A 26,179-nucleotide genomic window follows, 5' to 3' on the forward strand; every position below is an offset into this window, starting at 1 on the left:
CCCGCTTCGGGTTGGGGGTGGATGTCATTCGCCCACGATCCGCATCTGCTTGATGCGTCCGTCGGTGAGCGTGAAAACGAAGCGACTGGCGCCGGAGTAGTAGTTGCTCTTCCAGTCGGCATCCACGGTTACCTGGTTACCGGCTTGCTCGACCCTGGTCACCGTCATGTGGCCCTTCGCGCCGATGAATTCCTCGTCGCTCCAGTCGCGCATTGCCTTGGGACCGGCGAAAAGCCGTCCCCAGTCGTTGATTTCGCCATCCGGTGCGAACAGCGCGAAGGCGGCATCCGCATCGCCCCGGTTCACCTCCGCCACGAAGGCGTCTAGCGGCGGCGGCAGCGTCGTTGTGGCCATAGGATCTCCTTGCCGATGGACCGATCGTCAGATGCGGTGCGGTGAATCACTGACACTCGACGGATGTATGCTCGGCGCTGGAACTGTTGCCACTTGACGGGCCTGAGCTGAGCAGAGTGCCCGATCTTTATAGGGAGGCGCCTGCGGCGCCGCTTCTAGAATGTCCGACAAACTGTCAAATTATTCCGCGACTGCGCTAGCCGCCGGAGAGGCGGCGCTGGGGCAGTTGGCGCGCAATCGCAATGGGCTCGCTCCGGGCTATCGGTGGCGAAAGATGATCGCGAACGCGTCGCTGCCATTCGCGGGGGGAGAGCTGTCGGTAGCCTCGGAGGACATTGCCGAGCCAACGCAGTGGGAGATCGAGCAGGACCGACACACCCTGATCGTGCATTTGGAAGGCGAAATGCGGCGGCTCGAAACCCGGATCGGCCGGGGCGAGACGTGCCGCGCGCCCGCCAAGACCGGGGAGATCTGGCTCATTCCGGCGGGGGCGCACTATGTCGGCCGCGCCTTGGGCGGCAGCATTGCCTACGCCGAATATCACATCAGCCAAGCTTGGCTCAGGGCACTCGTTGGCGATAAGCCCCAGACCAGCGCATTGCGTCCGCTGATGAAGTTGCGCGATCCGTTGCTGCACGGACTCACCGGACGCCTGATACAACTCGGCAACGATAACGACGACATGTCCGGCATGCTGCGGGAATCGATCGCGCAAGTGCTTGGGCTGCATCTGCTGCGCGAGTACGCCATCCGAGCGCCCGCAGATCTGTCGTCTGACGCCGGTCCAAAGCTTTCCGGTCGTTCAAGGAAGAGGCTCGAGGACTACATCGTTTCACACCTGGACCAGCATCTGTCCATCGATGAGCTGGCAGCTCTGGCGGGGATGACGCCGCATCATCTGATTGCAGCATTTCGCCGATCCTTTGGGATGACTCCTCTTCAGTACGTCATTTCACAAAGACTCCAAGTCGCATGCACCCTGCTGGAAAGCACCCGTCAAGACATAATGACCATCGCTCTGGCAACAGGATTCTCCAGTCACAGCCACCTGACTTCTGCCTTCAAGCAGCGATTCGGGATAACGCCTCGTCAGTTCCGGAGGCAGGCTAAGGGAGTCGATGAAGGCTGACGGCTGCGTCGGATGGACGCTCAGGCTGCGGTCAAGAAGGTCTGCCAGAAGCGGCCGGTGACTGCTTCTGGCCGGAAGCGGCCTGTTGTTTAGTGATCAACTAGCGCACGCGGTCAGATTACTTTGCGCATTTGCAGGAGCTCGAAGCCCCCGATCATCGCGCCTACCTTCGCGCGGAACGCATCCATGTGCGCTCCGCGCATATGGCGCTCCCACGAAGCGTGGTCCTTCCAGCGTTCGAAGAAGACTACCTGGCCAGGCCGATCCAAGGCTTCGTGCAGTTCGTAGCTCATGCAGCCCGGCAAGGTGCGGACCACGGTAACCAGATGTGCCTGGGCATGGACCAGCGCGGCTTCATGGCCGGGTTTCGCCTGGACGAGCGCAACGATGGTGAGTTCGGACATGGTCGCTGTCCCTAGAGAATCGACCGGAACGTGCCGCCTTCGACGCGCACGGCCGCGCCGTTGGATGCCGCTCCCAATGGGCTTGCTAGCAACGCCACCATCGCGGCGATCTCGTCGGCTTCGATCATCCGCGCGATAAGCGAACTGGGGCGATAGGTTTCGAAGAAGTGCGCTTCGATGTCCGCATCGCTCATGCCGGGGCGCGGCGCCGTCTGGCGCAGGTACTCGACAATGCCATCGGAGCGGGTCGCGGACGGCAGCACGCTGTTGACGGTGACGCCGGTGCCCTTCGTCAGTTCGGCCATGCCGCGCGAAACGGCCAGCTGCGCCGACCTGCTCACGCCGTAATGCACCATGTCCGGCGGCGTGAAGGCGCCGACTTCACTGGAGATGAAAATCACCCGCCCCCAGTCGCGGGCAAGCATGCGCGGGAAGTAATGACGCGACAGACGCACGCCGGACATCACATTGACGTCGAACATTCGCAGCCAGTCGTCATCGGCAATGTCGGCGAACGGCTTGGCTTCGTAATAGCCCAGGTTGTTGATCAGGATGTCGGCGTCCGGTTGGCCCTCGATCGGCGCAGCGGCACCGTGCGCATTGGCGAGGTCCGCCATGATCGTGCGAACGCGACTGCCGCTAGCATCAGCAGCGATCTTTGCCGCGGCGGCGTCGAGCTTGTCCTGGCTGCGACCCGTTATGGTCACTTCCACACCTTCCCGGGCCAGCGTGCTGGCGATGGCCAGGCCGATGCCGGCGGTCGCACCGGTGACGATGGCGGTCTTGCCTTTGAGTTACAGATCCATGGGGTTCCTTCGAGCGTAAGAAATGAAGCGCTGGCTTCGACAGGCGCTTGGCAGATGGGAAAACGGGCGCGACTAGTGCGGCGTGCCTACCTGAGACGGTCGAGCAGTTCCTTGGCAACGCCGACGGCCGACGCCGGGTTCTGTCCCGTGATCAGTTCGCGATCGACGACCACGTTCGCGGTCCATGGCGCCGTGTTGCTGCGGTATTGCGCGCCGGCCTGCTGCAAAGCGGTCTGCGGATAGAACTTCATCTCGCCACCGCTGAGCTGCGGCTTGGCCTGCAGTTCTTCCTGGTTGCTGATGACCGTGACCTTGTAGCCGCTGTAGATCCACTCCGGCGCGCGCTCGGCCTTGCCGGTGCTTTCCATTGATGCGACGAATGCGTTCGCGTCGGGCAGCGTCGACAGCAGCGCGATCGGGCCGTGGCACACCAGCGCGGTCGTCTTGCCGCGATTGTGGAAGTCGATCAGCAGGCGGCCGAGTGCGGGGCTCTTCAACAGATCCTGCATCGGCGCGTGGCCACCGGGGATGTAGACGGCATCGAAGCGGTCGTAACCGATCTGTTCGATGCGCGAGAGGCTCACCACCGGCGAGGTCTCCTTCGACGTCAGCGCAAGCTCGTCGAGCAGCACCTGGTGCGCCTGCAGGTCGGTCGCGTCGTTGTTGAAATACATCGCGTCGACGGACTTCTGGTCCACCGTGGGCGCCTGGCCGCTCGGCGTGGCGAAGGTGATCCGGTGGCCGGCGTCGCGCAGCAGCTTGACCGGCTGCATCAGTTCGTTGAGGTAGAAGCCGGTCGGGAAGACCTTGCCGTCTTTGAGGTCGAGGTGGTCGGCATCGGACAGCACGACCAGCACGTTGGCGGCCTGAGCGGAGGAGGCAGCCAGCGCGAACACGGTCGCGACGGCCAGCTTGTTCAGCAGGGTCCTGGCGGAAGTGGAACGGCTCATGGTCTTCACCTGTAGGGAGGGTGGCGGCACTGTATTGCCACCTTCTGCGGCGATAAACTGGCTTTCCGACAAATAATCCTTGCTTGCGAGGCAATAATGGGCCGGCGATTCGATCACCTCGGCGATGTCGAAGCCTTCATAGCCGTGGTCGAACACGGCTCGCTGACCGCCGGCGCAGTGGCGCTATCGACCACGCCGTCGGTGATCAGCCGGGCGATCGCGCGGCTCGAGGCACGGCTGGGCAGCCAGTTGCTGCGGCGAACCACGCGCCAGATCGGCCTGACAGAAGCAGGCCGCGTCTATCTGGAACAGACCCGCGCGGCGTTCTCGCTGATCGATGATGCAGAGCGCGCCATCCAGGGACAGGAGGGCGAACTCAGCGGACGCGTGCGGCTGAGCGTGCCGACGACGTATGGCCATTACCGGTTGCCGCCGTTGCTGCAGCGCTTCGCTGCGCAATACCCGCGCGTGCAGGTCGAACTGAACATCACCAACCGCAATGTCGACCTGGTCGCCGAAGGTTTCGACCTTGCGATTCGCCTGGGGACCTTGCCGGATGGCGGACTGGTGGCGCGCAAGCTCGAGGACGCCGCGCTGTGCCTTGTCGCATCGCCGGAGTATCTGCACCGCAACGGCACCCCGCGCAACCTGGACGACCTGGCGTCGCACATCTGCTTGTCGTTCGTGATGCCCAGCTCTGGCCGCGTGGCGCCGTGGGTGTTTTGCGTCGATGGCGAAGACGTTGAGTGGCCGCCCCCGACGCGGTTCGAAATAACCGACGACGTGCTCGGCGTGGTATCACTGGCCGCACACGGCATCGGCATCTGCCAGAGTTACGACTTCATCGTTCGCGATCGCATCGAACGCGGCCATCTCGTCGAGGTCATGCCGGGAACGCGTGGCCGATCACGTTCGTTTTCGTTGATCTATGCCCCACATCGCCGCCTTTCGGCCGCTTCACGTGCGTTGATTGAAGTGCTGGCTGACAACTAACGACCCAAAGCGGCCGCTGGCCGACGTCAGCTGGGGACCGAATGCATCTGGCGATACAATGTCACTCGCAATGCGAACGCCCACGGTCTAATGTCGAATGAGCCCGCCGACGCTAGCCGCCATGCTGCTTCCCCGTGCTCGTGCCGACCGTTGGGCGCCTGATCTCTTCCGGGTAGGATTCATCGGGGTTAAGCCCGACCCATATTCGGGGCCTACCGAAATGCCATGCAACAACATGACGGAGCGACCATGGCGGAGATGACTCGCGAAATGGGTAATGCTCAGGCCAAGCCAGTGACTCTAGGCTGGTGAATTGATGCTTTTTTGGTTCAACAGGCAGGAACACACGCCGTAACGATTCATTCGCGCCGAAGCCGCCTTTGTGGCCCGGCTTAATTCAGGCGTTAGGCATCTCGAGGAGACGATCGTGGACCGCAACGAAGTCTATAAGATTGTATTTTCTCAGTTCCTGGACCGCGAAGTCGCGGAGCGAACGGCGGAGCTGGCCACCAAACACACAGATGGTGGTCGCGCATCTGGCGATCGAAAGAAGAAGCTTGCCGAAGCTGCCGTTGAGGCATACGAGAACGCTACATTCGCCTTGGAACAGCTAGAGACTTGGTCGTCGGCGAACAACGCCTAACCATCCATCAAGTCCAGCCGTTTCGTGACTCGGCTTAATTCAGGCGTAAAGCCATCGGTGAACAAGGTGCTTCCAATTTTCGAGCATCGGGCGCAACCCGTCATACCTCTGCGACAGTTTATTGTCCGGCTGGCTTACAGCAGCATCATTGCAATCGCGCTCATTGCCGTTTCTCTTTTCATCGGCATGATTGGTTACCACACGCTGGAAGATTTGCGCTGGATCGATGCCTTTCTCAACGCGTCCATGCTTCTGGGGGGCATGGGCCCGGTCGATGTGCCGGTTACCGCGGGCGGCAAGCTCTTTGCCGGATTGTATGCGCTCTACTGCGGCCTGGCGGTCATTTTTGCGGCAGGCGTCATTCTCGCCCCGGTCGCGCATCGCATCCTGCACAGATTCCATATGGAGGGCCGCAGCCAATGAGCGGTGCCAATGGACGCCGCTAGCAATCACTAAAGGTGTCATAGCCTCGCGGCTGGGCATGCCACAACGGGCGTGACGGCGTTCAGAACTTGACGAAATAGCAACCTGCATAGCGCACAACGTGGAAGTCGGTCACTGAACTCGAACTCCCATCGCCAAATACGAGTTGCATCACGCCGCCGCTACCGAGCGCACCCGTGCTTGCTAGCCAGGCGTTTGCGTCATCTGCGGCGAAGATCTGAGCGGCGTAATAGCGGCTGTCGGTGAGCGGCTTTTGGCCCATATGCTCGAGGCGATCCAAGATGCGCTGCCCGTGAGCATTATCGAGGCCAACCCAATGGTAGCTTTCGGCAACACGATTGACGTTGCCGAGCGCGAACGAACCCTGCAAATCCTTTGTCAGCTGCGTCGGCGTGCGCGCGCAGCCGCTGGCGACCGGGCGCCGACCGAACTCTGTCGGCAAGTCCACCTCAATCGCAGCACCTTGCTCTATGGCAGCAGCGAGTGACTGAGCTTCTTCGTGGGCGATCCGGCCCAACAGTTCTCCCGACATCGGCGCAGCAGTGGCAGCGAATAGGGCGCAGGCGCGGTCGGTATAGATTCGCTCGCCATCCTCGGTTTCGCATCGCTGGATATCGCCTGCAGCCGGTGACGGATGCAGGCCCAGACTTATGGCCAGAACGGAGAGGGCAAAGACAGTAGATAAGGCTTTCATTACGGTGACACGAGTCTGCATCGATCGATGCATATGCAGTGTCACCGGTGATCAGTCAGCGCAGTGTGCGCAAAGCCCTTCAAACGCATGCCCACGCTGAACTGCGCACCAGTGCAGCGCGGATTGGCAGGCGCGTTCAGGGGTCGTTTCGACAATTGGGGCGCTTGGGGGTGAAAGCGCCGGCCAAGGGTTGGCCCGACGGCGCGACACCCATCCCCGCGACAGGCCTGGAATCGGAAGCAACTGAGTGGCTACAAGGTCGTATTCGTCCCATTCGCCAACGGTGCGCCGAAGGGGAGATGCAAGATGTGCTGACAGGCTTCGGTCAAAGGCAACGAAGAACAATCGCTCTTGCTCTTGGCCGCGGCGGTGACGCCTCTTCCGGAGCCTTTTGGGCAGCGGGGAGCGCAAAGGCGTAGTATCGGAACGCCTGCACCCAACGGTCATGACTGGTCGCCTGTGGAAAGTCCAGACAGCCATCGGATCGCAACGACTCTTGCAGACCGGGTCGAAAGCGGTGCGAATGCCGCGCAAATCGCCGACGCGATCGTGTCGGCATGGCAAGAAATTGAGGCCGTCCTGAGCCCCATCGTCGGACAGCGGGGCGTCGCCATGCTCTTCAAGCGCAGCCTCTACCTCATCGGTCCCGCCCACCCGTGGCTGGCGGGCATGCATGAAGGGGGTCCGACGGCCGTGGATCTGGCGGCGCTGAAATATGTTTTTGCGCAGCAGAACAGTACCGACGCCGCCGCGGCGGGTGGCGCCTTTCTGCAGACGTTCCATGACTTGCTGGCCAGCCTGGTGGGGCCCGCGCTCACCGAGCAATTGCTTCGTCCCGTATGGGCCCACTTTCCAAGCGGCCCGCCCGCGCAGGACACCTCGCCATGAACTCCAAAGTCACCATCAATCGCCTGGCCACCGGCGTGCCGGGCCTGGACGAGGTGCTGGGCGGTGGATTGCCGGAATTCTCGTTCAACCTCATCGCGGGGCCGCCCGGCTGCGGCAAGACCACGCTGGCGCACCAGATGATGTTCGCGCTGGCGACACCCGAGCGCCCGGCGCTTTATTTCACCGTACTCGGCGAGCCCCCCTTGAAGATGCTGCGCTACCAGCAGCAATTCGATTTCTTCGACAGCAAGTTGATCAACCGCTCGATCCATTTCATCAACCTGTCGGACGATGCGTCGGCAGGCGACCTCGACCAGGTGCTGCAGCGCATCGTCACTGAGGTGGAGGCACACCATCCTGCGCTGGTGTTCGTGGACTCCTTCCGATCCGTGGTGCACGCGAGCCGTGGCGAGGGCAACCCCCATAACAATCTGCAGCAGTTCGTGCAGCAGCTCGGCATGCTGATGACCAGCTGGCAGGCTACGACCTTCCTGATTGGCGAGTACTTCACCGACACCGACACTGAAACCGACGCCAACCCGGTACTCACCGTAGCCGACGGACTGATCTGGCTGCGCCAGAGCGTGCAGCGCAACTCCATGGTGCGAAAAATGGAGATCATGAAAATGCGCGGGCAACCGACATTGCCGGGGCTGCACACGTTCCGCATCAGCACGGCCGGCCTTGAAGTATTCGCGCCCGCACGCGTGGCGCTTCCCGCGCATGCCGAAGCGAGTCCGGGATCGCTTGGCCCGCGTCTGTTGATGGGCGTGCCGCGCCTGGACGACATGATGGGCGGCGGTTTGCCGCGCGGCTACTCAATGCTCGTGGCCGGGCCGTCGGGATCGGGCAAGAGCATTCTCGCAGCGGCCTTCCTGGCAGAGGGGGCGCGCTGCGGGGAAACCGGCGTCATTGCGGTCTTCGAGCAGCGTCCCAACCGATCGCGCAACCCTGTGCTTACCGACCTGGTCGAAAGCGGCCGCGTGGGACTGGTGGACAGTCGCGCACCCGACCTTTCGATCGATGAGATCGTGTTGTTGCTGCTGAACGAGATCCGTCGGCTCAATGCGAGTCGCGTCGTCATCGATTCGCTCTCAGCGTTCGAGCTCGCCCTGGCGCCGACCTTCCGAGAAGACTTTCGCGAATCGCTGTTGCGCCTGGTCACTGCTTTGACAGGCGCAGGTGCCACCGTGCTGATGACCTCCGAGCTCGAGGACCGTTACTCCGATCTGCGCTTCAGCCCGTATGGCACCGCTTTCCTGACCGACGCGATCATCGTGCAGCGTTACATCGAGGTCGACAGCCGGCTGCGGCGCGTGATGGCGGTGGTCAAGGTTCGGGCGAGCGCCCATTCGGACGAGTTGCGCGAGTTCAGCATCGACGACGACGGCATCCGAATCGGCGAGATGCTCCCCGCCCAGGAGGGGCTGCTCGGCGGCAGGCCGACGAGAAAGCGTGCCTCCGATTTGTCAGGCCCGATCGAGGGTACCGACAAATAGTTGAGTCATGTCGCCATGAACAAAGCCCCGCCCCGAAAAACGCGCGCCCTGACGAAGGCCGAGCGCGAACTCGCCCAATTGCAGCAGCAAGCCGAGCAGGCGCGTGCGGCGCTGACCCGCTTGCACCGGGAGGTGGTCGAGGCCGAGCACCTCCTGGACAGCAGCCAGTCGGCCCGGTTGCTCGAGGCCAACGAACAATTGGTGCTTGCCGCGTTGCGTGCGCAGAGCGATGCTGAGGCTGCGTCGCGGGCGCTGGAAGAACTGTCGCGATCGGCGGAACTCGACACGCTGACGGCATTGCCCAATCGCGTGCGGCTGCTTGACCGGTTCGCGGGTGCCATCGCCCATGCAAAGCGTCATGGCACCCGGATGGCACTGCTGTTCCTGGACCTCAACAACTTCAAGCAGATCAACGACACGCTCGGCCACGCCGCCGGCGATGAGGTGCTCAAGCTGGCCGCGCATCGGCTCGTGTCCCTGGTTCGCGAAGAGGACATGGTCAGTCGCTACGGTGGCGACGAGTTCCTGATCCTGCTCACCGAGGTGTCTCATGCGTCCGACTCAGCCCTTGTCGCCGACAAGGTGATCGCGGCCCTCGCCGTCCCCAGCCGTGTACGCGATCACGTGCTGCGCCTCACCGCGAGCATCGGAATCAGCGTCTACCCTGATGATGGCGAAGATGCCGAGACGCTCATTGACCGCGCGGACACCGCCATGTACCGCGCCAAGCGGCTCGGGGGCAGTAGTTTCATCTTTCATGGCGAGGAACACCCAAGTGCACGAAGCCTGCCTTTGCCGGCACTTGCGTCGTTGCAGCGGCCCTTTACCCATTACGAAGTTGCAGCGGCCGAGCGAGAACGGCGATACGTACAGCTGCGGGAAGCGAACGGGGAACTGGTGTTGGCTGCGCTCAGCGCGCAGGAATTGCAGGCCGCCGCAGAACTGGCGCAGCGCCAGCAGAAGGAGTTCCTCGCCGTCGTGGCGCACGAACTGCGCAACCCACTGACGCCCATTCGCATTGCAGCCGAAATGCTGGGCTTGGTGCGTGCGGAAGAAATACCGCGCTATCAAGCCGTCATCGAACAAGAAGTCGAGCACATGGTGCGCCTGGTGAGTGACCTGCTCGACGTTTCCCGCGGCAACACCGGCAAGCTGAGGCTGGAACATCAGGCGGTTTACATGACCGGCATCATTGACGAGGCGGTCGACGCCTGCCGACCTGCGATGGACACCCGCCTGCAACGCTTCACCGTCCAGGTGCCCTCGCGTGCTCTGGAAATGCAAGGGGATCCGATCCGCCTCGCGCAGATTCTTCGCAACCTGCTCGACAACGCGTCCAAGTACACGCCCAATGGTGGCGAGATCGGGCTTTCGGTCGTCGTGAGGGACGGTGCCCTTGCGATGACCGTGTCTGACAGCGGTATCGGGATTACCGCCGAAGCCTTGCCCAAGATCTTCGAGCCGTTCGTGCAAGACAAGCACGCCATTGGATTCAACGGCGCGGGCTTGGGCATTGGACTTACGGTAGTGCGCGAGTTGGTCGAAGCGCATGGCGGCACCGTGGTCGCGACCAGTGCGGGTACCGGGCTTGGCAGCCAGTTCGTTGTCACGCTCCCTCTGGATGACACACACGCGCCGCAGGTTCGGCGCGGCCGCAATAGGACTCGCAAAGGGGTCCATCGCAAACACGTGGCCTAGCTGCTGGCAGATGCCGCACCTCCGCCGTAGGTACTGCGGTTCACGTGGTGATTGCAGATCGGATAGACCGGCTCGCTTCTCGCCAGCGTCACGGCGTGCGGCCGAACATCCTCCCTGTTCTCAATGACCCGTCGGGTCAAGTAGGGGGCACACCATGTCCCGTCCGAATCGACCTGTTCCGATCGTGCGAATTCTTGCGGGTGCCTCTCTTATCGGCCTGCTAAGCGGCTGCCCACACATGGGCGCCCCCAATGAATATATTGCATGTCCCGCACAGAAGCCGTCGCTCTTGCTGACCTGAATGAAGTGATCGTCATCGGCGGGGAAGGGAATGTAACCACCTGGAAACAGTGGCCCCCAGCAGACGATCTTCTGGTCGTCGCGGATCGCGCAGTGGAAGTTGCTGCCCGCATCGACCTGCGTGTAGGTCCCGGCAGGGATGTCGAGCCATGCATTCGTCGGATAGCTGGTGTTTTGACCGCCCCAGCATTCCACCTGTCCGGATAGTCGCAGGCCGCACCCTGACCACGTTCCCATGCTGATCTGCTCGAACGGCCCCGCCGGTGGGTCCGCCTGCCCGTTGCCGTTGTAGCCCCAGCACGAAACGCTGCCGTCTTGGCGAAGCAAGCAGTTGGTGGAATCTTCCGTCACAATCGCCGGCGTCACAGCCCGGGCTGCGAAGGCGATAGCCCACAGCAGGCTCAGCAGCAGCACGCGCGAAATCGCGCTCCAACCAAAGGCCACACGGCCGGTACGGACACACTGCGACATGACACCCTCGCTTCGCTAGCCAGGAGGGGCTGGCAGGCTGAGTGTCGTGACTGGACGGCTCGACCACATCCTCCAAATGGAGGACAAGATCGCAATTGGCAGCCTGTTCGGCTTTGCGATCTAACAATTTCATTCAAGCCGAAGCCGCTTCGGCTCGGCTTAATTCATGTGTTGAGTGCATGTCCGCTTCTGGCCGATAGCAGTCACCGGAAATGCTCGCTATTGATCAACACTCAGCGGTCTGAGATGAGTCCAGCAGAAATCTGCGCACGGCTACTTCAACGTCGCGCGGGAAATGCACGGCCTTGCCGGTCGCGCGCTGCGTTGTCTCCGTGCTTCCGCCGGAATACACAGTAAAAGCTAGCGTGGGCAGCTGATGGCCTACGTAACGGGCGATCCGCACCTGATCCACGCCCAAGTTCTCTAGACATGTGATGAAGGTACGGCGCAGCGAGTGGAAGTCCGTCTCACCGGTGAGGCCTTGCTTGTTTCGGTGATATCGAAAGGCTTGGCCGACATGCCAGGACAACTTCTTGTCATAGCCCCCGCCCTTCAATTCAGGGAATAGTTGCGAGACCGATGGCGCGCGCTTGCGTAATCGGGCGCGAAGAATGGAGAGCGGGATCGGATGCGCCACTGCCAGCGTGCGCGCACCCGCATCCGTCTTGCTCTTTCGTATGCGCACATAGACCACGTTGCGCTCAAAGCGGAGGTCACCTTGGGCTAGAGAACACAGCTCGTCGATGCGGGCTCCGGTGTACAGACCCAATGCCATGACTTCCCGCAAGGCGGGATAGGTCGGGGAACCGGAGAACAGCTGTACCAACTCCTGCATGGTGTACGGCCGCTTTTTCGGCTTCTTGCGTTCGTGATCCTTGGCGACCAGTCGAAAGCCCTTCCACGGGTTAGTCCCCCTAGGCACAAAACGTCGCGTCGCCATCCACTCCCAGAACGCGCCCAACGCGCTGAGCTTGCGCCTGCGCGTGCTTGGGCTGTCGGGGGACTTCGCTAGACGCTCGTCGACGTAGTCGGCCGCTACGGCATCCGTAACGGCTTCCGGTGAGCAGTCGCCATCAAGGAAGGCGCGCAGCTCCATATAGGCCTGCCGGCGCTGAAACCGCGTGGTCTTGAGGCTGCTGGTGCTCTCCAGCCACCTATCCAGCAAGGCATCGAGGCCGGTGGTGGGCCGCTCTTCTGAATTTGCAATTAATTGCACTGGCCGAGCAGGTGAGCGATTGCAATTAATTGCAATCGGGGCGGCTGCGGATGGGAGGCCGGCTGCTAACGCATCCAGATAGCTCCTGACCTGCGCAAGCGCGGTCCACTTGCGGCGCACGGCCTCGTCCAGGTCCCGCGTCTTAAGCGCGCGCCGGATATGCGTGTTGCCGACGCGCCCTTGCAGGGTGGCCGGGACTTTCACGCGTAGGTACCAGGATTGCCCTAGCCGTTGCAGATACTGCGTCTTGCGCACGCGCCCCTTCCTTCATGGTCAGGGGGCTCTAGCTGCACGGTGGTCAAAGTCGGGGGTCAAACCCCGCTTCCCTCCTCCTTGAGGGACGGGCCCCGCCTATGAGGCTTGGGGCCCGTTTCCCCGGGGGTTCCCGGGTCAGCGCTTCATCGAACTGAAGAACTCGTCGTTCGACTTGGTGGTCTTCATCTTGTCGAGCAGGAATTCCATCGCGCCGATTTCGTCCATGCCGTGCAGCAGCTTGCGCAGGATCCAGATCTTCTGCAGCAGCTCCGGCTCGATCAGCAGGTCTTCGCGGCGGGTGCCCGAGCGGTTGATGTTGATCGCCGGGTAGACGCGCTTTTCGGCGATACGACGGTCCAGGTGCACTTCGGAGTTGCCGGTGCCCTTGAACTCTTCGTAGATCACCTCGTCCATCTTCGAGCCGGTATCGATCAGCGCGGTCGCGATGATGGTCAGCGAACCGCCTTCCTCGACGTTGCGCGCGGCGCCGAAGAAGCGCTTCGGGCGATGCAGGGCGTTGGCGTCGACACCGCCGGTGAGGACCTTGCCCGAGGACGGCACGACGTTGTTGTAGGCGCGGGCCAGACGGGTGATCGAGTCGAGCAGGATCACGACGTCCTTCTTGTGCTCGACCAGGCGCTTGGCACGCTCGATCACCATTTCGGCGACCTGCACGTGGCGGGCGGCGGGTTCGTCGAAGGTCGAGGAGACCACTTCGCCGCGCACGGTGCGCTGCATTTCGGTCACTTCTTCCGGACGCTCGTCGACCAGCAGGACGATCAGGTGCACGTCCGGGTGGTTGGTCGTGATGGCCGTGGCCACCTGCTGCATCATCATCGTCTTACCGGCCTTGGGCGGCGAGACGATCAGCGCGCGCTGGCCTTTGCCCTGCGGCGCCATCAGATCGAGGATGCGGCCGGTGATGTCTTCGGTCGAACCGTCGGCGCGCTCGAGCTTGAACTTGCGGCGCGGGAACAGCGGGGTGAGGTTCTCGAACAGGACCTTGTTCTTCGACGCTTCCAGCGGCTCGCCGTTGATCGTGTCGACCACGGCCAGGGCGAAATAGCGTTCGCCGTCCTTCGGCCAGCGGATGCGGCCGGACAGGTGGTCGCCGGTGCGCAGGTTGAAGCGGCGGATCTGGCTGGGCGAAATGTAGGTGTCGTCCGGGCCGGCCAGGTAGCTGGCCTCGTGCGAGCGCAGGAAGCCGAAGCCGTCGGGGAGGATTTCCAGCACGCCGTCGGCGGCGACGCCTTCGCCGTGGCGGGTGAGGACCTTGAGCAGGGCGAAGATGACGTCCTGCTTGCGGGCGCGGGCGACGCCCTCCTGGATCTGCAGCTGGTCGGCGATTTCCAGCAGCCGGTTGGCCGGCATGCGCTTGAGGTCGCCCAGGGAATAGCTCGGGAAGCCTTCCGGCACCTGCGGGTGCGGGCGCGGGACGAAGGTTTCGGCGTTGCCGCCGTCGTCCTGCATGCCGCCTTCGCGGTAGCGCTCGCGCTGGCGGTCGCGGCGGTTGCGGAAGCGGTCGCGGCGGTTGTTGCGGCCGCCGCCTTCGAAATCGCGCTGTTCACGCGACTGGCCGTCGCCGCCATTGCCGGCGGGGGCCTGCTCGCTGGAAGCAGCGGCCGGGGCCGGGGCCGGGGCTTCGGCGACGGGCGGGGGTGGCGGTGCGGCTTCGCGCGGTGCGGCGGGGGCCGGAGCGGTCTGTTCGGGGGCGGCCGGGGCGTCGGCCTTCACGACGCGTGCCTTGCGCACGCGCTTCTCGGCGGTTTCGCCGGAATCGGGGGTGTTATCGGACAAGCAGGGAATCCTCGCTAAGCGGCGAGCGCTCGCGGTGGGCGAGCGTTACGTCAGGGACGTGGGTCATGGAAGAAGAGGGGCGCGGCGCCGGGCATCGATACAGGTCCGGCTAGCCTGCGTGGCGAAACTAGCACTGCCGCCGCGCGGCGGCAAGGGCGCCTCGATACAAGTTCAGCCCTAGTAAGGATGAACGAGCCGCAGCGAGGGGTAAAAGTAGGCTACCGGCTGTTCGCAAAGCGCCCAGCAGCTCGTCCGAGCGCGGCATCGCGGATGGAGCAGGGTCAAGCCCACTCCAGGCCGGAGAGGGCTTTCAGGCCTTACAGCGCCTTTTCGATCATCTGGCTCAGCTGGGCCTTGCCCACCGCGCCGATCTGCTGGGAGTGGATCTGGCCGTTCTTGAACAGCAGCAGCATCGGGATCGAACGCACGTGGTACTTCATCGCGCTGGCGCGGTTGTGGTCGACGTTGAGCTTCACGATCTTGGCCTTGCCGGCGTAGGTGTCGGCCAGCTCGTCCAGGGCCGGGGCGATCATCTTGCACGGGCCGCACCATTCGGCCCAGAAATCGACGAGGACCGGCTCCGACGAGCCCAGCACGACGGCATCGAAATCGGCATCGCCGACATGCACAATTTTCTCGCTCACGCGAATCTCCTGAAGGACGGCGCCCCGACAAAACGGGCCGGGGCGAAGGTCTGGGTTAAACTGGGGCGTTTCGCGCCGGCTTCAAGTCCCTGGCGCCAACCGGACCGGCCTGGCTGAACGAGGTACGGAACCCGTCATGCCCGCCAAGCCGGCCCCGGCAGTCTGCGATGCAGGCCGCCACCATGCAAGCGCGCACTGCGCGCACGAATGAAACACAGATGAGCGATAAGCCCCTAACCGATATCACGTTCGATTCATTCGAACTGCACCCCACCTTGCTGGCCGGCCTCGAAGCCGCCGGCTTCACGCGCTGCACACCAATTCAGGCGATGACTCTGCCGTTGGCGTTGACCGGGCGCGACGTCGCCGGCCAGGCGCAGACCGGCACCGGCAAGACCCTGGCCTTCCTCGTGGCGGTGATGAACCGTCTGCTGACGCGTCCGGCACTGGCCGAACGCAAGCCGGAAGATCCGCGCGCACTGATCCTGGCGCCGACGCGCGAACTGGCGATCCAGATCCACAAGGACGCGGTGAAGTTCGGCAGCGAGCTGGGCCTCAAGTTCGCCCTGGTCTACGGCGGCGTCGACTACGACAAGCAGCGCGAGATCCTGCAGAAAGGCGCGGATGTCATCATCGCCACGCCGGGCCGCCTGATCGACTATGTCAAGCAGCACAAGGTCGTATCGCTGCACGCCTGCGAGATGTGCGTGCTGGACGAAGCCGACCGCATGTTCGACCTGGGCTTCATCAAGGACATCCGCTTCCTGCTGCGGCGCATGCCCGAGCGCACCACGCGCCAGACTCTGCTGTTCTCCGCGACGCTGAGCCATCGCGTGCTCGAGCTCGCGTACGAGCACATGAACGAGCCGGAAAAGATCGTCGTCGAAACGGAGTTCATCACCGCGGCCAAGGTGCGCCAGAAGGTGTTCTTCCCGTCCGACGAGGAGAAGCTGCCGCTGCTGCTGGGCCTGCTCTCGCGCAGCGAGGGCGCGCGCACGATGGTGTTCGTCAACACCAAGGCCTTCGTCGAGCGCGTCGCGCGCTCGCTGGAGAAGGCCGGCTATCGCGTCGGCGTGCTCAGCGGCGACGTGCCGCAGAAGAAGCGCGAGTCGCTGCTCAACCGCTTCCAGAAGGGCCAGCTCGAGATCCTCGTAGCCACTGACGTGGCCGCGCGCGGTTTGCACATCGACGGCGTCTCGCACGTCTACAACTACGACCTGCCGTTCGACGCCGAGGACTACGTGCACCGCATCGGCCGTACGGCTCGTCTTGGAGCAGAGGGTGATGCGATCAGCTTCGCCTGCGAGCGCTATGCGATGTCGCTGCCCGATATCGAAAGCTACATCGAGCAGAAGCTTCCGGTCGGCGCGGTCGAGCCCGACCTGCTCATCGCCCTGCCGCGCACACCGCGCGAACTGCCGGCTGGTACCGAAGCCGACGCCGAAGGCGAAAGCATCGGCGCGATCTTCAAGGAAGCGCGCGAACAGCGTGCGGCCGACGAGGAGCGTCGCGGCGGTGGCCGCAGCAGCCGCGGCGGTGGCCGTAGCGGTCCTGGGCGTCGCGAAGGTGGCGGATCTCGCGCCGGCGGAGCCCGTGACGGGCAGCCGCGCCGCGAGCGCACCGGTGAAGAAGCCCGCGCACCGCGTCCGCCGCGTGCGGAGCAACCCGCCGCTGCGAGTGCCGCCGCCGTGCCGGCAGCCGAGGGCGAACGCGCGCCGCGCAAGCGCCGCCGCCGTCGTGGCGGCCAGCGCATCGAAGGTGCCGAGGGTGCCGTGTCGTCCGTGAACAAGGCACCGGTGAACGTGCCGGCCAAGCCTGCCAAGCCAACAGCGTCGGCGGCATCGGCGAAGCCGGGCCTGTTCGCGCGTATCGGCCACGGGCTGAAGAAGCTGATCACGCGCGCTCCCAGCTCGCAGCACTGAATCTGGGCCGGCTCGTCGCCGTTGGCATTTGTCGTCGTCCCCGCGAAGGCGGGGATCGACTAGCCAGCCCGCTCCGCGCCCCCGATACTTGCCGCTGACTTCGCCGCCATCCCGGAAACGATGAGCGTCCTGCGCTTCGACAACGTCAGCAAACGCTACGACAGCGGTCACCACGCGCTGACCGACATCAGCTTTGAAGTCGCGCCCGGCGAAATGCTCTTCGTCACCGGCCACTCCGGTGCCGGCAAGAGCACGCTGCTCAAGCTCATCCACCTCAGCGAGCGCGCCAGCCGCGGCGCAGTGCTGTTCGGCGAAAAGAATCTGGCCAAGGTGCGCGGCGGCCGCGTCGCCCTGCATCGTCGCGACGTGGGCGTGGTCTACCAGGATCACCGCCTGCTCGCCGATCGCACGGTCGCCGACAACGTTGGTCTGCCGCTGGTGCTGCGCGGCATGCGCCGCGGCGAGATCGCCAAGCGCGTGCGCAGCGTGCTGGAGAAGGTCGGGTTGGCGGCGCGCGCGAACGCGTTCCCCGGCCAGCTCTCCGCGGGTGAGCAGCAACGCGTCGGCATCGCCCGCGCGATAGTCGCGGAGCCCAAGCTGCTGGTCGCCGACGAGCCGACCGGCAATCTCGATCCAACGCTTTCCGCCGAGATCCTCAATCTGTTCGCTTCGCTGCCCGAACGCGGCACCAGCGTCCTCGTCGCCAGTCACGATCTCAACCTGCTCAAGCGCATGAAGAAGCGCGTGCTGGTGCTCAACGAGGGACGGCTGGTCGACGATATTGCGCCCGAGGAGCTGGCGGAATGAGCGCCGAAATCCAATCCCGTCTCGGCACCTGGTTCGATCACCACCTCTACAGCCTGGTCGCCAGCCTGGGCCGCCTGCTGCGCAAGCCGTGGGCGACCGCGCTCACCGTCGGCGTGATGGCGGTGGCGCTGGCGTTGCCGCTTGGCTTGTGGGCGACATTGCAGAATGTCGAGCGTTTCGCCGGAGATGTGCAGCAGTCGCGCCAGATCGGCCTGTTCTTGAAGACCGATGTGTCGCTGGCGCGGGCGCAAGCACTCGCCGACGAGTTGAAGGCGCGCCCCGATGTCGCGGGCGTCGAAGTGCGCACGCCGGAACAGGGCTTGGACGAACTGCGCCAGCGCGGCCTGGGCGAATCGCTCACGGCGCTCGAAAGCAATCCGTTGCCGAGCCTGTTGCTGGTCACGCCCAAGCGCGACGAAGCCGAGCTCGCGCAATCGCTGCAGCAACTGCCTGAAGCAGACGTCGTCCAGCACGATGCCGGTTGGCGCGATCGACTGGATCAATGGCTGCTGTTCGGTGGGCGCCTCGCCTGGGTGCTCGCCGCGTTGCTGGGGCTGGGCGCGTTGCTGGTGGTGGGCAACACCGTGCGCCTGGACATTCAATCGCGGCGCGACGAAATCGGTGTATTGCAATTGCTGGGCGCCAGCGACGGCTTCATCCGCCGGCCGTTCCTGTATCTGGGCGCTTGCTATGGCGTGTTGGCGGGCTTGCTCGCGCTGGCAATGCTGACGGGCGCCGATGTCGCGCTGCGCGCACCGCTGGCCGAACTGGCGCGCAGTTATGGAAGCGGTTTCATCCTGCAGGGCTTCGGACCGCCGCAGGCCGCGGCCGTCGTGCTCGGTGCCGGCGTGCTTGGATGGATCGGCGCCGGTTTCGTAACCGGTCATTACCTTCGCCAGACCCGCCCGACGGAAACCTAAGCGAAAACCCGACCGGCGTCGCAAGTCCGTCGCGTAAAGCCCGGGCGCAGCGCGTACACTCGCGACTCGCCCGTTGCTGCCGAAGTTCTCATGTCATCGCAGGATCTGCGCCACCTCGACAATGCCGCCCCGCGCGTGATGGTGGTGGATGGCAGCAAGTTGGTGCGCAAAATGATCGGCGACATGCTGGTGCGTGAAGTCGCCGAAGCCGAACTCGTCGCCTGCAGCAGCATCGAAGAAGCGCGCAGCGCCTTGGCGCTGGGCGCCGTGAATCTCGTCACTACCTCGCTGGTGTTGCCCGATGGCGACGGCATTGCGCTGGCGCGCACGGTGCGCGAGGCATCGGGCCAGTCGTACGTACCCATCATCGTGGTGTCCGGCAATGCGCAGGATGCGCTGGAAGCGCGCCGCTTCACCGAAGACGTCACCGACTACTTCGACAAGGGCTTGGGCTATAGCGCGCTGGCGGCGTTCATCCGCGGCTATGTGCAGCCCGAACCGATTCCCGGCGCGCGCGTGTTGTACGTGGAAGACAGCAAGGTGGTCGCGCTGGCGACAAAGCGCATGCTCGAACGCAGCGGCTTGTCGGTGGTCCATTTCGTCGGCGTGGAGGAAGCGCTCGACTACCTGGAGCAGCATCGCGGCAACGACGACCCCGGCGCGGACCTCGTGCTCACGGACGTCTATCTCAAGGGTGAGCTGGAAGGCAGCGACCTGCTCAAGCGCATCCGCAACGACTTCGGCTACGGCAAGCGCCGCCTGCCGGTGCTGGTGATGACCGGCGACGCCAATCCCGACAACCAGAGCGAGCTGCTGCGCATGGGCGCCAACGATCTGGTGCTCAAGCCGATCGAAGAACGCTTGCTGGTCACCAAGACCTTGTTCCAGTTGCGCGTAGCGCGGATGCCGGAGCAGCGCAGGCTGGACGCGTAGGGCAGGCTGTGCGGCTATGCTTTAAGGCATGAACGAAGCCGCCGAACGCATCAAACTCGAACCGTCCTGGAAGGCGCACATCGGCGACTATCTGCAGCGCGACGACATGCAGCAGTTGTCGGCGTTCCTGCGCGAACGCAAGGCGCAGGGAGCGCGCGTATTTCCGCCGGGTCCGCAGATCTTCGCCGCGCTGGAAGCCACGCCGTTCGAACGCGTCAAGGTAGTCATCCTCGGCCAGGATCCCTATCACGGCTTCGGCCAGGCGCATGGCCTGTGCTTCTCCGTGCAGCCCGGTACTGCGGTGCCGCCGTCGCTGGACAACATCTACAAGGAAATCCAGCGCGATCTGGGCATTCCACGTCCGGACCACGGCTGCCTCACGCATTGGGCCGAGCAGGGCGTGCTGCTGCTCAACGCGGTGCTGACGGTGGAAGAAGGCCGCGCCGGCGCGCACCAGGGCAAGGGCTGGGAAGGCTTCACCGACCACGTCGTCGACAAGCTCAACCGCGAACGCGAACACCTGGTGTTCATGCTCTGGGGCAGCTACGCGCAGGCGAAGGGGCGGGTGATCGATTCGCGCCGGCATCTGGTGCTGAGGGCGCCGCATCCCTCGCCGTTGTCGGCGCATCGGGGCTTCATCGGTTGTGGGCATTTCTCCGCGGCCAACCGCTATCTCGCGCAGCACGGCATGACGCCGATCGACTGGTCACTGCCCTCGCGCGCATCGCTGGGCTGATCGCGCTGGCGCCAAAACAGAAAGTGCCGGACGTGCCGGCACTTTCTTGATTCCGTTCGCGGGAAGATCAGTCGAATTGCAGCCGCGCGTCGCCGGAGAACGATTCGATCGTGATCTCGCCGTCGCCGTTGCCATAGCGATGCTCGAAGCTCGCCCCCGGGCCGTGCTTGGGACGGCTGATCTGCGCATCCGGCGCGACCAGCTCGCCGCTGAAGCTCTTGCCCTGCACCTGCGCCGACAGATTGGCCGGCACGCGCAGGGTGAGGTTGCCGCTCACGCTTTCCAGGCCGATGCGACCGCCCGGGGCGAGGCCGGTGCCGACGGTCAGATCGCCCGACACGGTGTTGCCGCTGAGCTTGCGCAGGCTACTTTCGTGGCCGGCCACGTTGATGTCGCCGGAGACCGTTTCGACGTGCACGTCGCCGCTGAGGCGGCCGCGCAGTTCGATGTCGCCGCTGACGTTCTCGGTGCTGACTTTGGCGCTGTTGAGGATCAGCTTGATGTCGCCGCTGACGCTGTCGATGGTCGCTTCGCGCGGCGCGCCGACGACGTTGATGTCGCCGCTGACGCTGTCGATGAGCAGTTCGCCCGAGGCCATGCCGTTGACGTCGACGTCGGCGGACACCGCGTCGATGTCGAGGTCGGCCTGCAACGGCACCATCAGTTGCAGCTGCGAAGGTTCGCTCTTGTCGCTGCCGGAGAAGAAGCCCAGACCGCCGGTCTTCGGATACTTCACCTTGACCGACAGGTGCTGCGCGTCGCCGGTGATTTCCAGCTTCTCCACGCCTTGTCCAAGGTTGCCTTCGATCCTCACCTCGCGACGGTCCCATGCGCGCACTTCGATGCTGCCTTTCAGGTTGTCGATGGTGACGTGGCCGCGCGCGTCCAGCGGGCGGGTTTCATTGATCGGCGTAGCGGCCTGCGCGCTGCCGCACAGCGATGGCGCTGCAAGCACGCCGGCGATCAGGAGGATGAGGAGTCGGGACATGGGAATTCTCCGGGACAACTTTTTATGGAATCGATGGAACCAGTAAATCGAATCGGACCGAATCAGGAATTGGCGAAGCGTGGATCAGGTGTAGGCCACGCGTTGTGCGAGCGCGAGGCGATGGGCGTAGGTGCGGCGCAGCTGTTCCAGTAGACGTACGGAGTCGGGATCGCGCGCCAGTGCCTGACGGATGACGGCGACGTCGCGGTCGAGCGCTTCGGCGGTCGGCCGCAGGCTGGCCGGCATCGGTGCCTGCACTTCCTGCAGGGCCGCCTGGTATTGGCGGGTGAGGCTGTCGGCTTCGCGCTGGACCAGAATCGTGGCTTCCGAAGGTTCGGGCGTCGTGGGTTGCGAGGCCGGCCGCTGGACCAGCCAGCCGACGGTGCCTGCGACCAGCACCAGGCTGGCGGCGATCGCGACAGATCGCAGCCAGTGCTGCGGGCGCGGCTGCGCCGCCTGCTGCGTGGTCAGCCGGGCCGCGATGCCAGGCCACAGATCGTGGGCAGGCGTCGTGTCTTGGCGCAGGCCCCGCAGCTGCCAACGCAGGGCATCGGGGAGATGCGTGTTTTCGTTGTCGTTAGTGTTCATGCGTGTGCCTCCAGCCGGGTCCGCAGAAGCGTGCGGGCCCGGTGCAATTGCGCTTTCGAGCTGCCGACGGCCATGCCGAGCTCGGTGGCGATTTCCTCGTGCTGCCAGCCTTCAACGTCGTAGAGGACCAGGACGGCGCGGGCGCGCGGCGGCAAGCTGGCGACCGCGCGTTCCAGGTCCATCGACAGGGCCGTGGCCTGGCCGGCCGAATCGGCCGTGCCGAGCGCCTCGAACGCGTCTTCGTCGCCCTCGTCCTGCGGCCGGCTCTTGCGGCTGCGCAGGTCCATCAGCGCGGTGTTGACCGCCAGCCGGTGCAGCCAAGTGGCGAAGGCGGATTCGAAACGGAAGGCGGGGAGGGCCTGCCAGGCGCGGACGAAGGCGTCCTGGGTCAGGTCTTCGGCCCGCGAGCCCTGGCCGCCGACCAGCCGGGCGATCACGCCATGGATCCGTCCCACGTGCCGGCGGTACAGGGCCTCGAAGGCCGCGACTTCGCCCCGGGCGGCCGCACCGACCAGCGTGCGCTCGTCGGCGGCCCCGTGGTCGGGGGAGTCCTGGATCTGGAGGGTGGTCACGGCGGCGAGCATATCCATACAGATGCGAGCCCGGTCCCCGGCGTTTAAATAGGGCCGCGGCCCGGGCGGGCGGCCTTGTTGGAAGGCCTGGACGACCCCATGAACCAGGCTTCGGCCTGGACGGCCTGCCCACTGCGGGCGGGCCCCAGCCTCGTTCCATGAATGCAACGCTCCGGAACTCCCCGACCCTTTAGCAGTCTCATACCCCGACTGCTAAGATCCCTGCCATGTCCCAGACCACCACTGCTCTCGTCGCCAATAACCTGCCGATCCCCAGCGCGCTCGGCTCGCTGGACGCCTACATCGGCGCGGTGCACCAGATCCCGGTGCTCAGTGCCGAAGACGAACAGGCCCTCGCCCGCCGCTTCCGCGACGGCGAAGACCTCGACGCCGCGCGCGACCTGGTGCACTCGCACCTGCGCTTCGTCGTGCACGTCGCCCGTGGCTACAACGGCTACGGCCTGCAGATGGGCGATCTCATCCAGGAAGGCAATATCGGCCTGATGAAGGCGGTCAAGCGCTTCGACCCCGAACAGGGCGTGCGCCTGGTCTCCTTCGCCGTGCACTGGATCCGTGCCGAGATGCACGAGTTCATCCTCAAGAATTGGCGCATCGTCAAGGTCGCCACGACCAAGGCGCAGCGCAAGCTGTTCTTCAACCTGCGCAAGTCCAAGACCCGCCTGGGCTGGATGAATGCCGAGGAAGTGCGCGCCGTGGCCGCCGACCTCAACGTGTCCGAGCGCGAAGTGCTGGAGATGGAATCGCGCCTGTCCGGCCGCGACATCGGCTTCGACGCACCCGCCGACGAGGACGACGAGCACGCCCCGCCGTCGCCGGCCGCATACCTGCGCGCCGACAGCGAAGACCCGTCGCAGGCCTACGAACGCGCCGACGCCGAGGACAACGTCCTGGAACTGTTGCGTGAGGGCCTCGCCAACCTCGACGCCCGCTCGCGCGACATCATCAAGCGCCGCTGGCTCGACGCCGACAGCAAGATCACGCTGCAGGAACTGGCCGACGAATACGGCGTCTCCGCCGAACGCATCCGCCAGATCGAAGCGAATGCGCTGAAGAAGATGAAGGCGCTGTTCGCGGCCTAAGTTCGACGCGTAAAAAAAAACGGCCCCGGTTCGGGGCCGTTTTCGTTTGCGGTGCCAGGCCGTTACGGCAGGACCGTATTGTTGACGGACTTGGCGCACCACTCGAAGCCCGGCGTGGTCAGGCCGATCGCGATGTTTCGCGTGCACAGCGCAGCGCTGCTGAGGTTGCCGTAGTTGTTGCCAGTACGCGACATCATGACGTTGCCGATGACCTGTGCGGTGGTTCCATCCGAGTTGATGGCCGCCGCGAAGCCGCCCTCGTTGGGCTGAAGGTCCGCGATCTGGTTGCTGTTGATGAGGATGTCGTCCGTCATGTCGGCGCGAATGCCCCAGATGGTCGCGTTTCCGTAGGCGCCCGCCACGACGTTGTTGGTGATGGAATTGCCCGTGGAGTGGACGCCAGGCTCGAAGGCGGTGACGGTGATGTTGCGGCTGTAGTCGTACCACGTGTTGTGGGTATTGATGACGCTGTTCCCGACGATCCTCGAGTTGCTGCCCCACAGCACGATGCCGTCGATCTGCGCCTTGAGGATGTCGTTGTTGAGGATCTGGATGCGCTCGCTGCGGAGGCCGAAATTAATGCCTGTGGCGAAATTGACGATCCTGCACGAGCGCACGGTGACGTCCTGCACCGGATCGTTGCCGGTGTAGATCGCAGTCGCGTCGTTCGAGGCGCGCTCCTGGGTCAAGCTCCTTCCGCGGCAATCCAACGTAGCGTCGCTGGAGGCGATCTCGATGCCGTTATCGCTGGTGGCGATGCTCTGCTTGAGGCAGTAGTAGCCAGGTTGCGAGATCTTGAAGGGTACGGCCGAAATCCACTGCGTGCAGGGAGAGGTCGTTGTGGTTTGGGCGAAGGCCGGAGCGGCCGTGCAGCCGAGAACCGCGAGCGAAACGAAAGCAAAAAGATTACGCATTCCCTTGATGTCCTTGATTGGAAATAGATAAGCGCCGCCGACGGCACGCATCTATGCTTGCCGTGAATAGTGGCGACGGGTTCCCCATGCGACGGCATTGCCGCCGCGCCGCGACGCTATCACGCGATCGTTGACGCTATCCAGTCCCGCAGGCGCGCCGCGTCTATTCGTCGCCGGGGGGCGCGGGATCCGTTCCCAGGATGATCCGCGCATGCCGCTGATAGCTCCAATACGCCCACGCCCAGTTGATGAGGACGATGAGGCGGTTGCGGAAGCCGATCAGGAAGAAGATGTGGATGAAGAGCCAGAACCACCACGCCAACAGGCCGGAGAGCTTCAGCCGGCCGAGGTGGACGACGGCTGCCATGCGGCCGATGGTGGCGAGATTGCCGAAGTCGCGATAACGGAACGATGGCGCCGTCCTGTTGTGCAGGCGGGCGCGGATGACCTGGGCGACGTACGCCCCCATTTGTTTCGCCGCCGGCGCAACGCCGGGGACAGGCTTGCCGTCCTGCTGCACGCTGGCGAGATCGCCGGCGACGAAGATCTCCGGATGTCCGGGAACGCTCAGGTCCGCTTCGACCAGCACGCGGCCGGCGCGATCGCGTGGCGCCTGCAACTGCGCTCCCAGCGGCGAAGCGGCGACGCCGGCCGCCCATAGCACCGTATGCGCCGCGACACGCGTGTCGCCCAGCACGTAGCCGTCCGCATCGATAGCACTCACCGGCGTGCCGGTCACGACCTCCACGCCCAGGCGTTCCAGTTGCGCGCGTGCCTTGTCCGACAGTGCTTCGGGAAACGTCGCGAGCACGCGCGGGCCGGCTTCGATCAGCCGCACCTTCGCTTCGGCCGGATCGATGCGGCGGAACTCGTTGCGCAGCGTGTGGCGCGCGATTTCCGCCAGCGTTCCCGCCAGTTCGACGCCCGTGGGGCCGCCGCCGACCACGGCGAAGTTCAGCCACGCCGCGCGTTCCTGCGGCGTATCGGCGGCCTCGGCGCGCTCGAAGGCGAGCAGCAGCCTTCGACGGATGGTCAGCGCGTCGTCGAGCGTCTTGAGGCCGGGCGCATGCGGTGCCCATGCGTCGTGGCCGAAGTAGGCATGCGTCGCGCCACTCGCAACCAGCAGGAAGTCGTAGCTGAGCACCTCGCCGCCGGCGAGCGTGAGCGAATGCGCATCGGCATCGATGCCGACGACCTCGCCGAGCCGCACTTCCACATTGCGCTGGTCGCGCAGGATGTGCCGCAGCGGCGCGGCGATATCTGGCGACGACAGGCCCGCGGTCGCGACCTGGTACAGCAGGGGCTGAAAGAGATGGTGATTGCGTCGATCGATCAGGGTGATACGCACGTCGTCCCGGGCCAAGGCCCGTGTCGTCCACAAACCGGCGAAACCGCCGCCGACGATCACGACGTGAGGTAGGGATCCGTTCTGCTGCGCTGAAGCCACGATGCACCTGGGTTGCACGGCGGGGGCCGGAGGCGCAGATTGTCGCGCATCGCACAGTGGCGATGCG

Annotated in this window: 27 protein-coding genes; 13 read left to right on the top strand and 14 right to left on the bottom strand. The window is 64.5% G+C overall.

Annotated features, from left to right (window positions below; translation table 11 throughout):
* Nucleotides 1-24: 24 nt before the first annotated feature.
* A complete protein-coding gene (locus ACYVJ8_RS14055) occupies nucleotides 25-354 on the bottom strand; it encodes a nuclear transport factor 2 family protein (protein ID WP_460713434.1) in 330 nt (109 codons plus the stop codon).
* A gap of 160 nt (nucleotides 355-514) precedes the next feature.
* Between ACYVJ8_RS14055 and ACYVJ8_RS14060 the strand changes: the two genes are divergently transcribed.
* Entirely contained in the window at nucleotides 515-1,483 is a 969-nt protein-coding gene (locus ACYVJ8_RS14060; protein WP_460713436.1) for a helix-turn-helix domain-containing protein, read from the top strand.
* A gap of 113 nt (nucleotides 1,484-1,596) precedes the next feature.
* On the opposite strand, the gene ACYVJ8_RS14065 is transcribed toward ACYVJ8_RS14060, so the two are convergent.
* The 3 genes from ACYVJ8_RS14065 to ACYVJ8_RS14075 form a co-directional block, all read right to left on the bottom strand.
* A complete protein-coding gene (locus ACYVJ8_RS14065) occupies nucleotides 1,597-1,887 on the bottom strand; it encodes a putative quinol monooxygenase (protein WP_460713438.1) in 291 nt (96 codons plus the stop codon).
* 11 nt (nucleotides 1,888-1,898) lie between these two features.
* Complete coding sequence (locus tag ACYVJ8_RS14070; RefSeq protein ID WP_460713758.1) at nucleotides 1,899-2,663, bottom strand: SDR family NAD(P)-dependent oxidoreductase; 765 nt, start codon at nucleotides 2,661-2,663, stop codon at nucleotides 1,899-1,901.
* A 116-nt stretch (nucleotides 2,664-2,779) separates the two neighbouring features.
* On the bottom strand, nucleotides 2,780-3,643 hold the full coding sequence (locus ACYVJ8_RS14075; RefSeq protein WP_460713440.1) for a type 1 glutamine amidotransferase domain-containing protein: 864 nt from the start codon (nucleotides 3,641-3,643) through the stop codon (nucleotides 2,780-2,782).
* Nucleotides 3,644-3,739: 96 nt separating this feature from the next.
* Between ACYVJ8_RS14075 and ACYVJ8_RS14080 the strand changes: the two genes are divergently transcribed.
* The 3 genes from ACYVJ8_RS14080 (at nucleotide 3,740) to ACYVJ8_RS14090 (ending at nucleotide 5,702) form a co-directional block, all read left to right on the top strand.
* Entirely contained in the window at nucleotides 3,740-4,636 is an 897-nt protein-coding gene (locus ACYVJ8_RS14080; RefSeq protein WP_460713442.1) for a LysR family transcriptional regulator, read from the top strand.
* 427 nt (nucleotides 4,637-5,063) lie between these two features.
* Complete coding sequence (locus ACYVJ8_RS14085) at nucleotides 5,064-5,279, top strand: hypothetical protein (protein WP_460713444.1); 216 nt, start codon at nucleotides 5,064-5,066, stop codon at nucleotides 5,277-5,279.
* A 57-nt stretch (nucleotides 5,280-5,336) separates the two neighbouring features.
* The gene (locus tag ACYVJ8_RS14090; protein WP_460713446.1) at nucleotides 5,337-5,702 is read left to right on the top strand and encodes a hypothetical protein; all 366 of its coding nucleotides are present in this window, start codon (nucleotides 5,337-5,339) and stop codon (nucleotides 5,700-5,702) included.
* An 82-nt stretch (nucleotides 5,703-5,784) separates the two neighbouring features.
* Here the strand turns inward: ACYVJ8_RS14090 and ACYVJ8_RS14095 are convergent, their stop codons facing one another.
* Nucleotides 5,785-6,438: a hypothetical protein gene (locus ACYVJ8_RS14095; protein WP_460713448.1), complete on the bottom strand. Its 654-nt coding sequence runs from the start codon at nucleotides 6,436-6,438 to the stop codon at nucleotides 5,785-5,787.
* Between the two features lie 438 nt (nucleotides 6,439-6,876).
* Between ACYVJ8_RS14095 and ACYVJ8_RS14100 the strand changes: the two genes are divergently transcribed.
* Genes ACYVJ8_RS14100 through ACYVJ8_RS14110 form a run of 3 tightly spaced genes read left to right on the top strand, consistent with a single transcriptional unit; the run spans nucleotide 6,877 to nucleotide 10,502 of the window.
* On the top strand, nucleotides 6,877-7,305 hold the full coding sequence (locus tag ACYVJ8_RS14100) for a hypothetical protein (protein ID WP_460713450.1): 429 nt from the start codon (nucleotides 6,877-6,879) through the stop codon (nucleotides 7,303-7,305).
* Nucleotides 7,302-8,804 (top strand): ATPase domain-containing protein, encoded by a 1,503-nt coding sequence (locus tag ACYVJ8_RS14105; protein ID WP_460713452.1) that lies wholly within the window; start codon nucleotides 7,302-7,304, stop codon nucleotides 8,802-8,804. Before ACYVJ8_RS14100 ends, ACYVJ8_RS14105 begins: the two co-directional genes overlap by 4 nt.
* A gap of 15 nt (nucleotides 8,805-8,819) precedes the next feature.
* Complete coding sequence (locus ACYVJ8_RS14110) at nucleotides 8,820-10,502, top strand: diguanylate cyclase domain-containing protein (protein ID WP_460713454.1); 1,683 nt, start codon at nucleotides 8,820-8,822, stop codon at nucleotides 10,500-10,502.
* A 120-nt stretch (nucleotides 10,503-10,622) separates the two neighbouring features.
* Here ACYVJ8_RS14110 and ACYVJ8_RS14115 read toward each other — a convergent pair whose 3' ends face one another.
* From ACYVJ8_RS14115 to trxA, 4 genes are all read right to left on the bottom strand, one after another.
* Nucleotides 10,623-11,216 (bottom strand): hypothetical protein, encoded by a 594-nt coding sequence (locus ACYVJ8_RS14115; RefSeq protein WP_460713456.1) that lies wholly within the window; start codon nucleotides 11,214-11,216, stop codon nucleotides 10,623-10,625.
* A gap of 283 nt (nucleotides 11,217-11,499) precedes the next feature.
* Nucleotides 11,500-12,744: a tyrosine-type recombinase/integrase gene (locus ACYVJ8_RS14120; protein ID WP_460713459.1), complete on the bottom strand. Its 1,245-nt coding sequence runs from the start codon at nucleotides 12,742-12,744 to the stop codon at nucleotides 11,500-11,502.
* A 135-nt stretch (nucleotides 12,745-12,879) separates the two neighbouring features.
* Entirely contained in the window at nucleotides 12,880-14,541 is a 1,662-nt protein-coding gene (gene rho / locus ACYVJ8_RS14125) for a transcription termination factor Rho (protein ID WP_460713461.1), read from the bottom strand.
* A gap of 317 nt (nucleotides 14,542-14,858) precedes the next feature.
* Nucleotides 14,859-15,185 (bottom strand): thioredoxin, encoded by a 327-nt coding sequence (trxA, locus tag ACYVJ8_RS14130; RefSeq protein WP_460713463.1) that lies wholly within the window; start codon nucleotides 15,183-15,185, stop codon nucleotides 14,859-14,861.
* Nucleotides 15,186-15,403: 218 nt separating this feature from the next.
* On the opposite strand from trxA, the gene rhlB reads away from it, so the two are divergent.
* From rhlB to ung, 5 genes are all read left to right on the top strand, one after another.
* Nucleotides 15,404-17,107 carry an ATP-dependent RNA helicase RhlB gene (rhlB, locus tag ACYVJ8_RS14135; RefSeq protein WP_460713465.1) on the top strand — a complete coding sequence of 568 codons (1,704 nt, stop codon included), beginning with the start codon at nucleotides 15,404-15,406 and terminating at the stop codon, nucleotides 17,105-17,107.
* A 120-nt stretch (nucleotides 17,108-17,227) separates the two neighbouring features.
* A complete protein-coding gene (ftsE, locus tag ACYVJ8_RS14140) occupies nucleotides 17,228-17,914 on the top strand; it encodes a cell division ATP-binding protein FtsE (RefSeq protein ID WP_460713467.1) in 687 nt (228 codons plus the stop codon).
* Entirely contained in the window at nucleotides 17,911-18,834 is a 924-nt protein-coding gene (ftsX, locus tag ACYVJ8_RS14145; protein WP_460713469.1) for a permease-like cell division protein FtsX, read from the top strand. Before ftsE ends, ftsX begins: the two co-directional genes overlap by 4 nt.
* Before the next feature lie 90 nt (nucleotides 18,835-18,924).
* Nucleotides 18,925-19,767, top strand: coding sequence for a response regulator (locus ACYVJ8_RS14150; protein WP_460713471.1), 843 nt, complete (start codon nucleotides 18,925-18,927; stop codon nucleotides 19,765-19,767).
* Nucleotides 19,768-19,795: 28 nt separating this feature from the next.
* On the top strand, nucleotides 19,796-20,503 hold the full coding sequence (gene ung / locus ACYVJ8_RS14155) for a uracil-DNA glycosylase (protein WP_460713473.1): 708 nt from the start codon (nucleotides 19,796-19,798) through the stop codon (nucleotides 20,501-20,503).
* A gap of 67 nt (nucleotides 20,504-20,570) precedes the next feature.
* Here ung and ACYVJ8_RS14160 read toward each other — a convergent pair whose 3' ends face one another.
* From ACYVJ8_RS14160 to ACYVJ8_RS14170, 3 genes are all read right to left on the bottom strand, one after another.
* Complete coding sequence (locus ACYVJ8_RS14160; RefSeq protein WP_460713475.1) at nucleotides 20,571-21,491, bottom strand: DUF4097 family beta strand repeat-containing protein; 921 nt, start codon at nucleotides 21,489-21,491, stop codon at nucleotides 20,571-20,573.
* Between the two features lie 84 nt (nucleotides 21,492-21,575).
* The gene (locus ACYVJ8_RS14165; protein WP_460713477.1) at nucleotides 21,576-22,079 is read right to left on the bottom strand and encodes a hypothetical protein; all 504 of its coding nucleotides are present in this window, start codon (nucleotides 22,077-22,079) and stop codon (nucleotides 21,576-21,578) included.
* Nucleotides 22,076-22,663 (bottom strand): RNA polymerase sigma factor, encoded by a 588-nt coding sequence (locus ACYVJ8_RS14170; protein WP_460713760.1) that lies wholly within the window; start codon nucleotides 22,661-22,663, stop codon nucleotides 22,076-22,078. The genes ACYVJ8_RS14165 and ACYVJ8_RS14170 overlap by 4 nt, the downstream gene beginning before the upstream one ends.
* 215 nt (nucleotides 22,664-22,878) lie before the next feature.
* Between ACYVJ8_RS14170 and rpoH the strand changes: the two genes are divergently transcribed.
* On the top strand, nucleotides 22,879-23,751 hold the full coding sequence (gene rpoH, locus ACYVJ8_RS14175) for an RNA polymerase sigma factor RpoH (protein ID WP_460713480.1): 873 nt from the start codon (nucleotides 22,879-22,881) through the stop codon (nucleotides 23,749-23,751).
* A gap of 62 nt (nucleotides 23,752-23,813) precedes the next feature.
* Here rpoH and ACYVJ8_RS14180 read toward each other — a convergent pair whose 3' ends face one another.
* Both ACYVJ8_RS14180 and ACYVJ8_RS14185 read right to left on the bottom strand, forming a co-directional pair.
* On the bottom strand, nucleotides 23,814-24,716 hold the full coding sequence (locus ACYVJ8_RS14180) for a right-handed parallel beta-helix repeat-containing protein (RefSeq protein ID WP_460713482.1): 903 nt from the start codon (nucleotides 24,714-24,716) through the stop codon (nucleotides 23,814-23,816).
* 112 nt (nucleotides 24,717-24,828) lie between these two features.
* On the bottom strand, nucleotides 24,829-26,112 hold the full coding sequence (locus tag ACYVJ8_RS14185; protein WP_460713484.1) for an NAD(P)/FAD-dependent oxidoreductase: 1,284 nt from the start codon (nucleotides 26,110-26,112) through the stop codon (nucleotides 24,829-24,831).
* Between the last annotated feature and the right edge of the window lie 67 nt (nucleotides 26,113-26,179).

The sequence above is a fragment of the Lysobacter terrae genome (genome assembly GCF_054782215.1).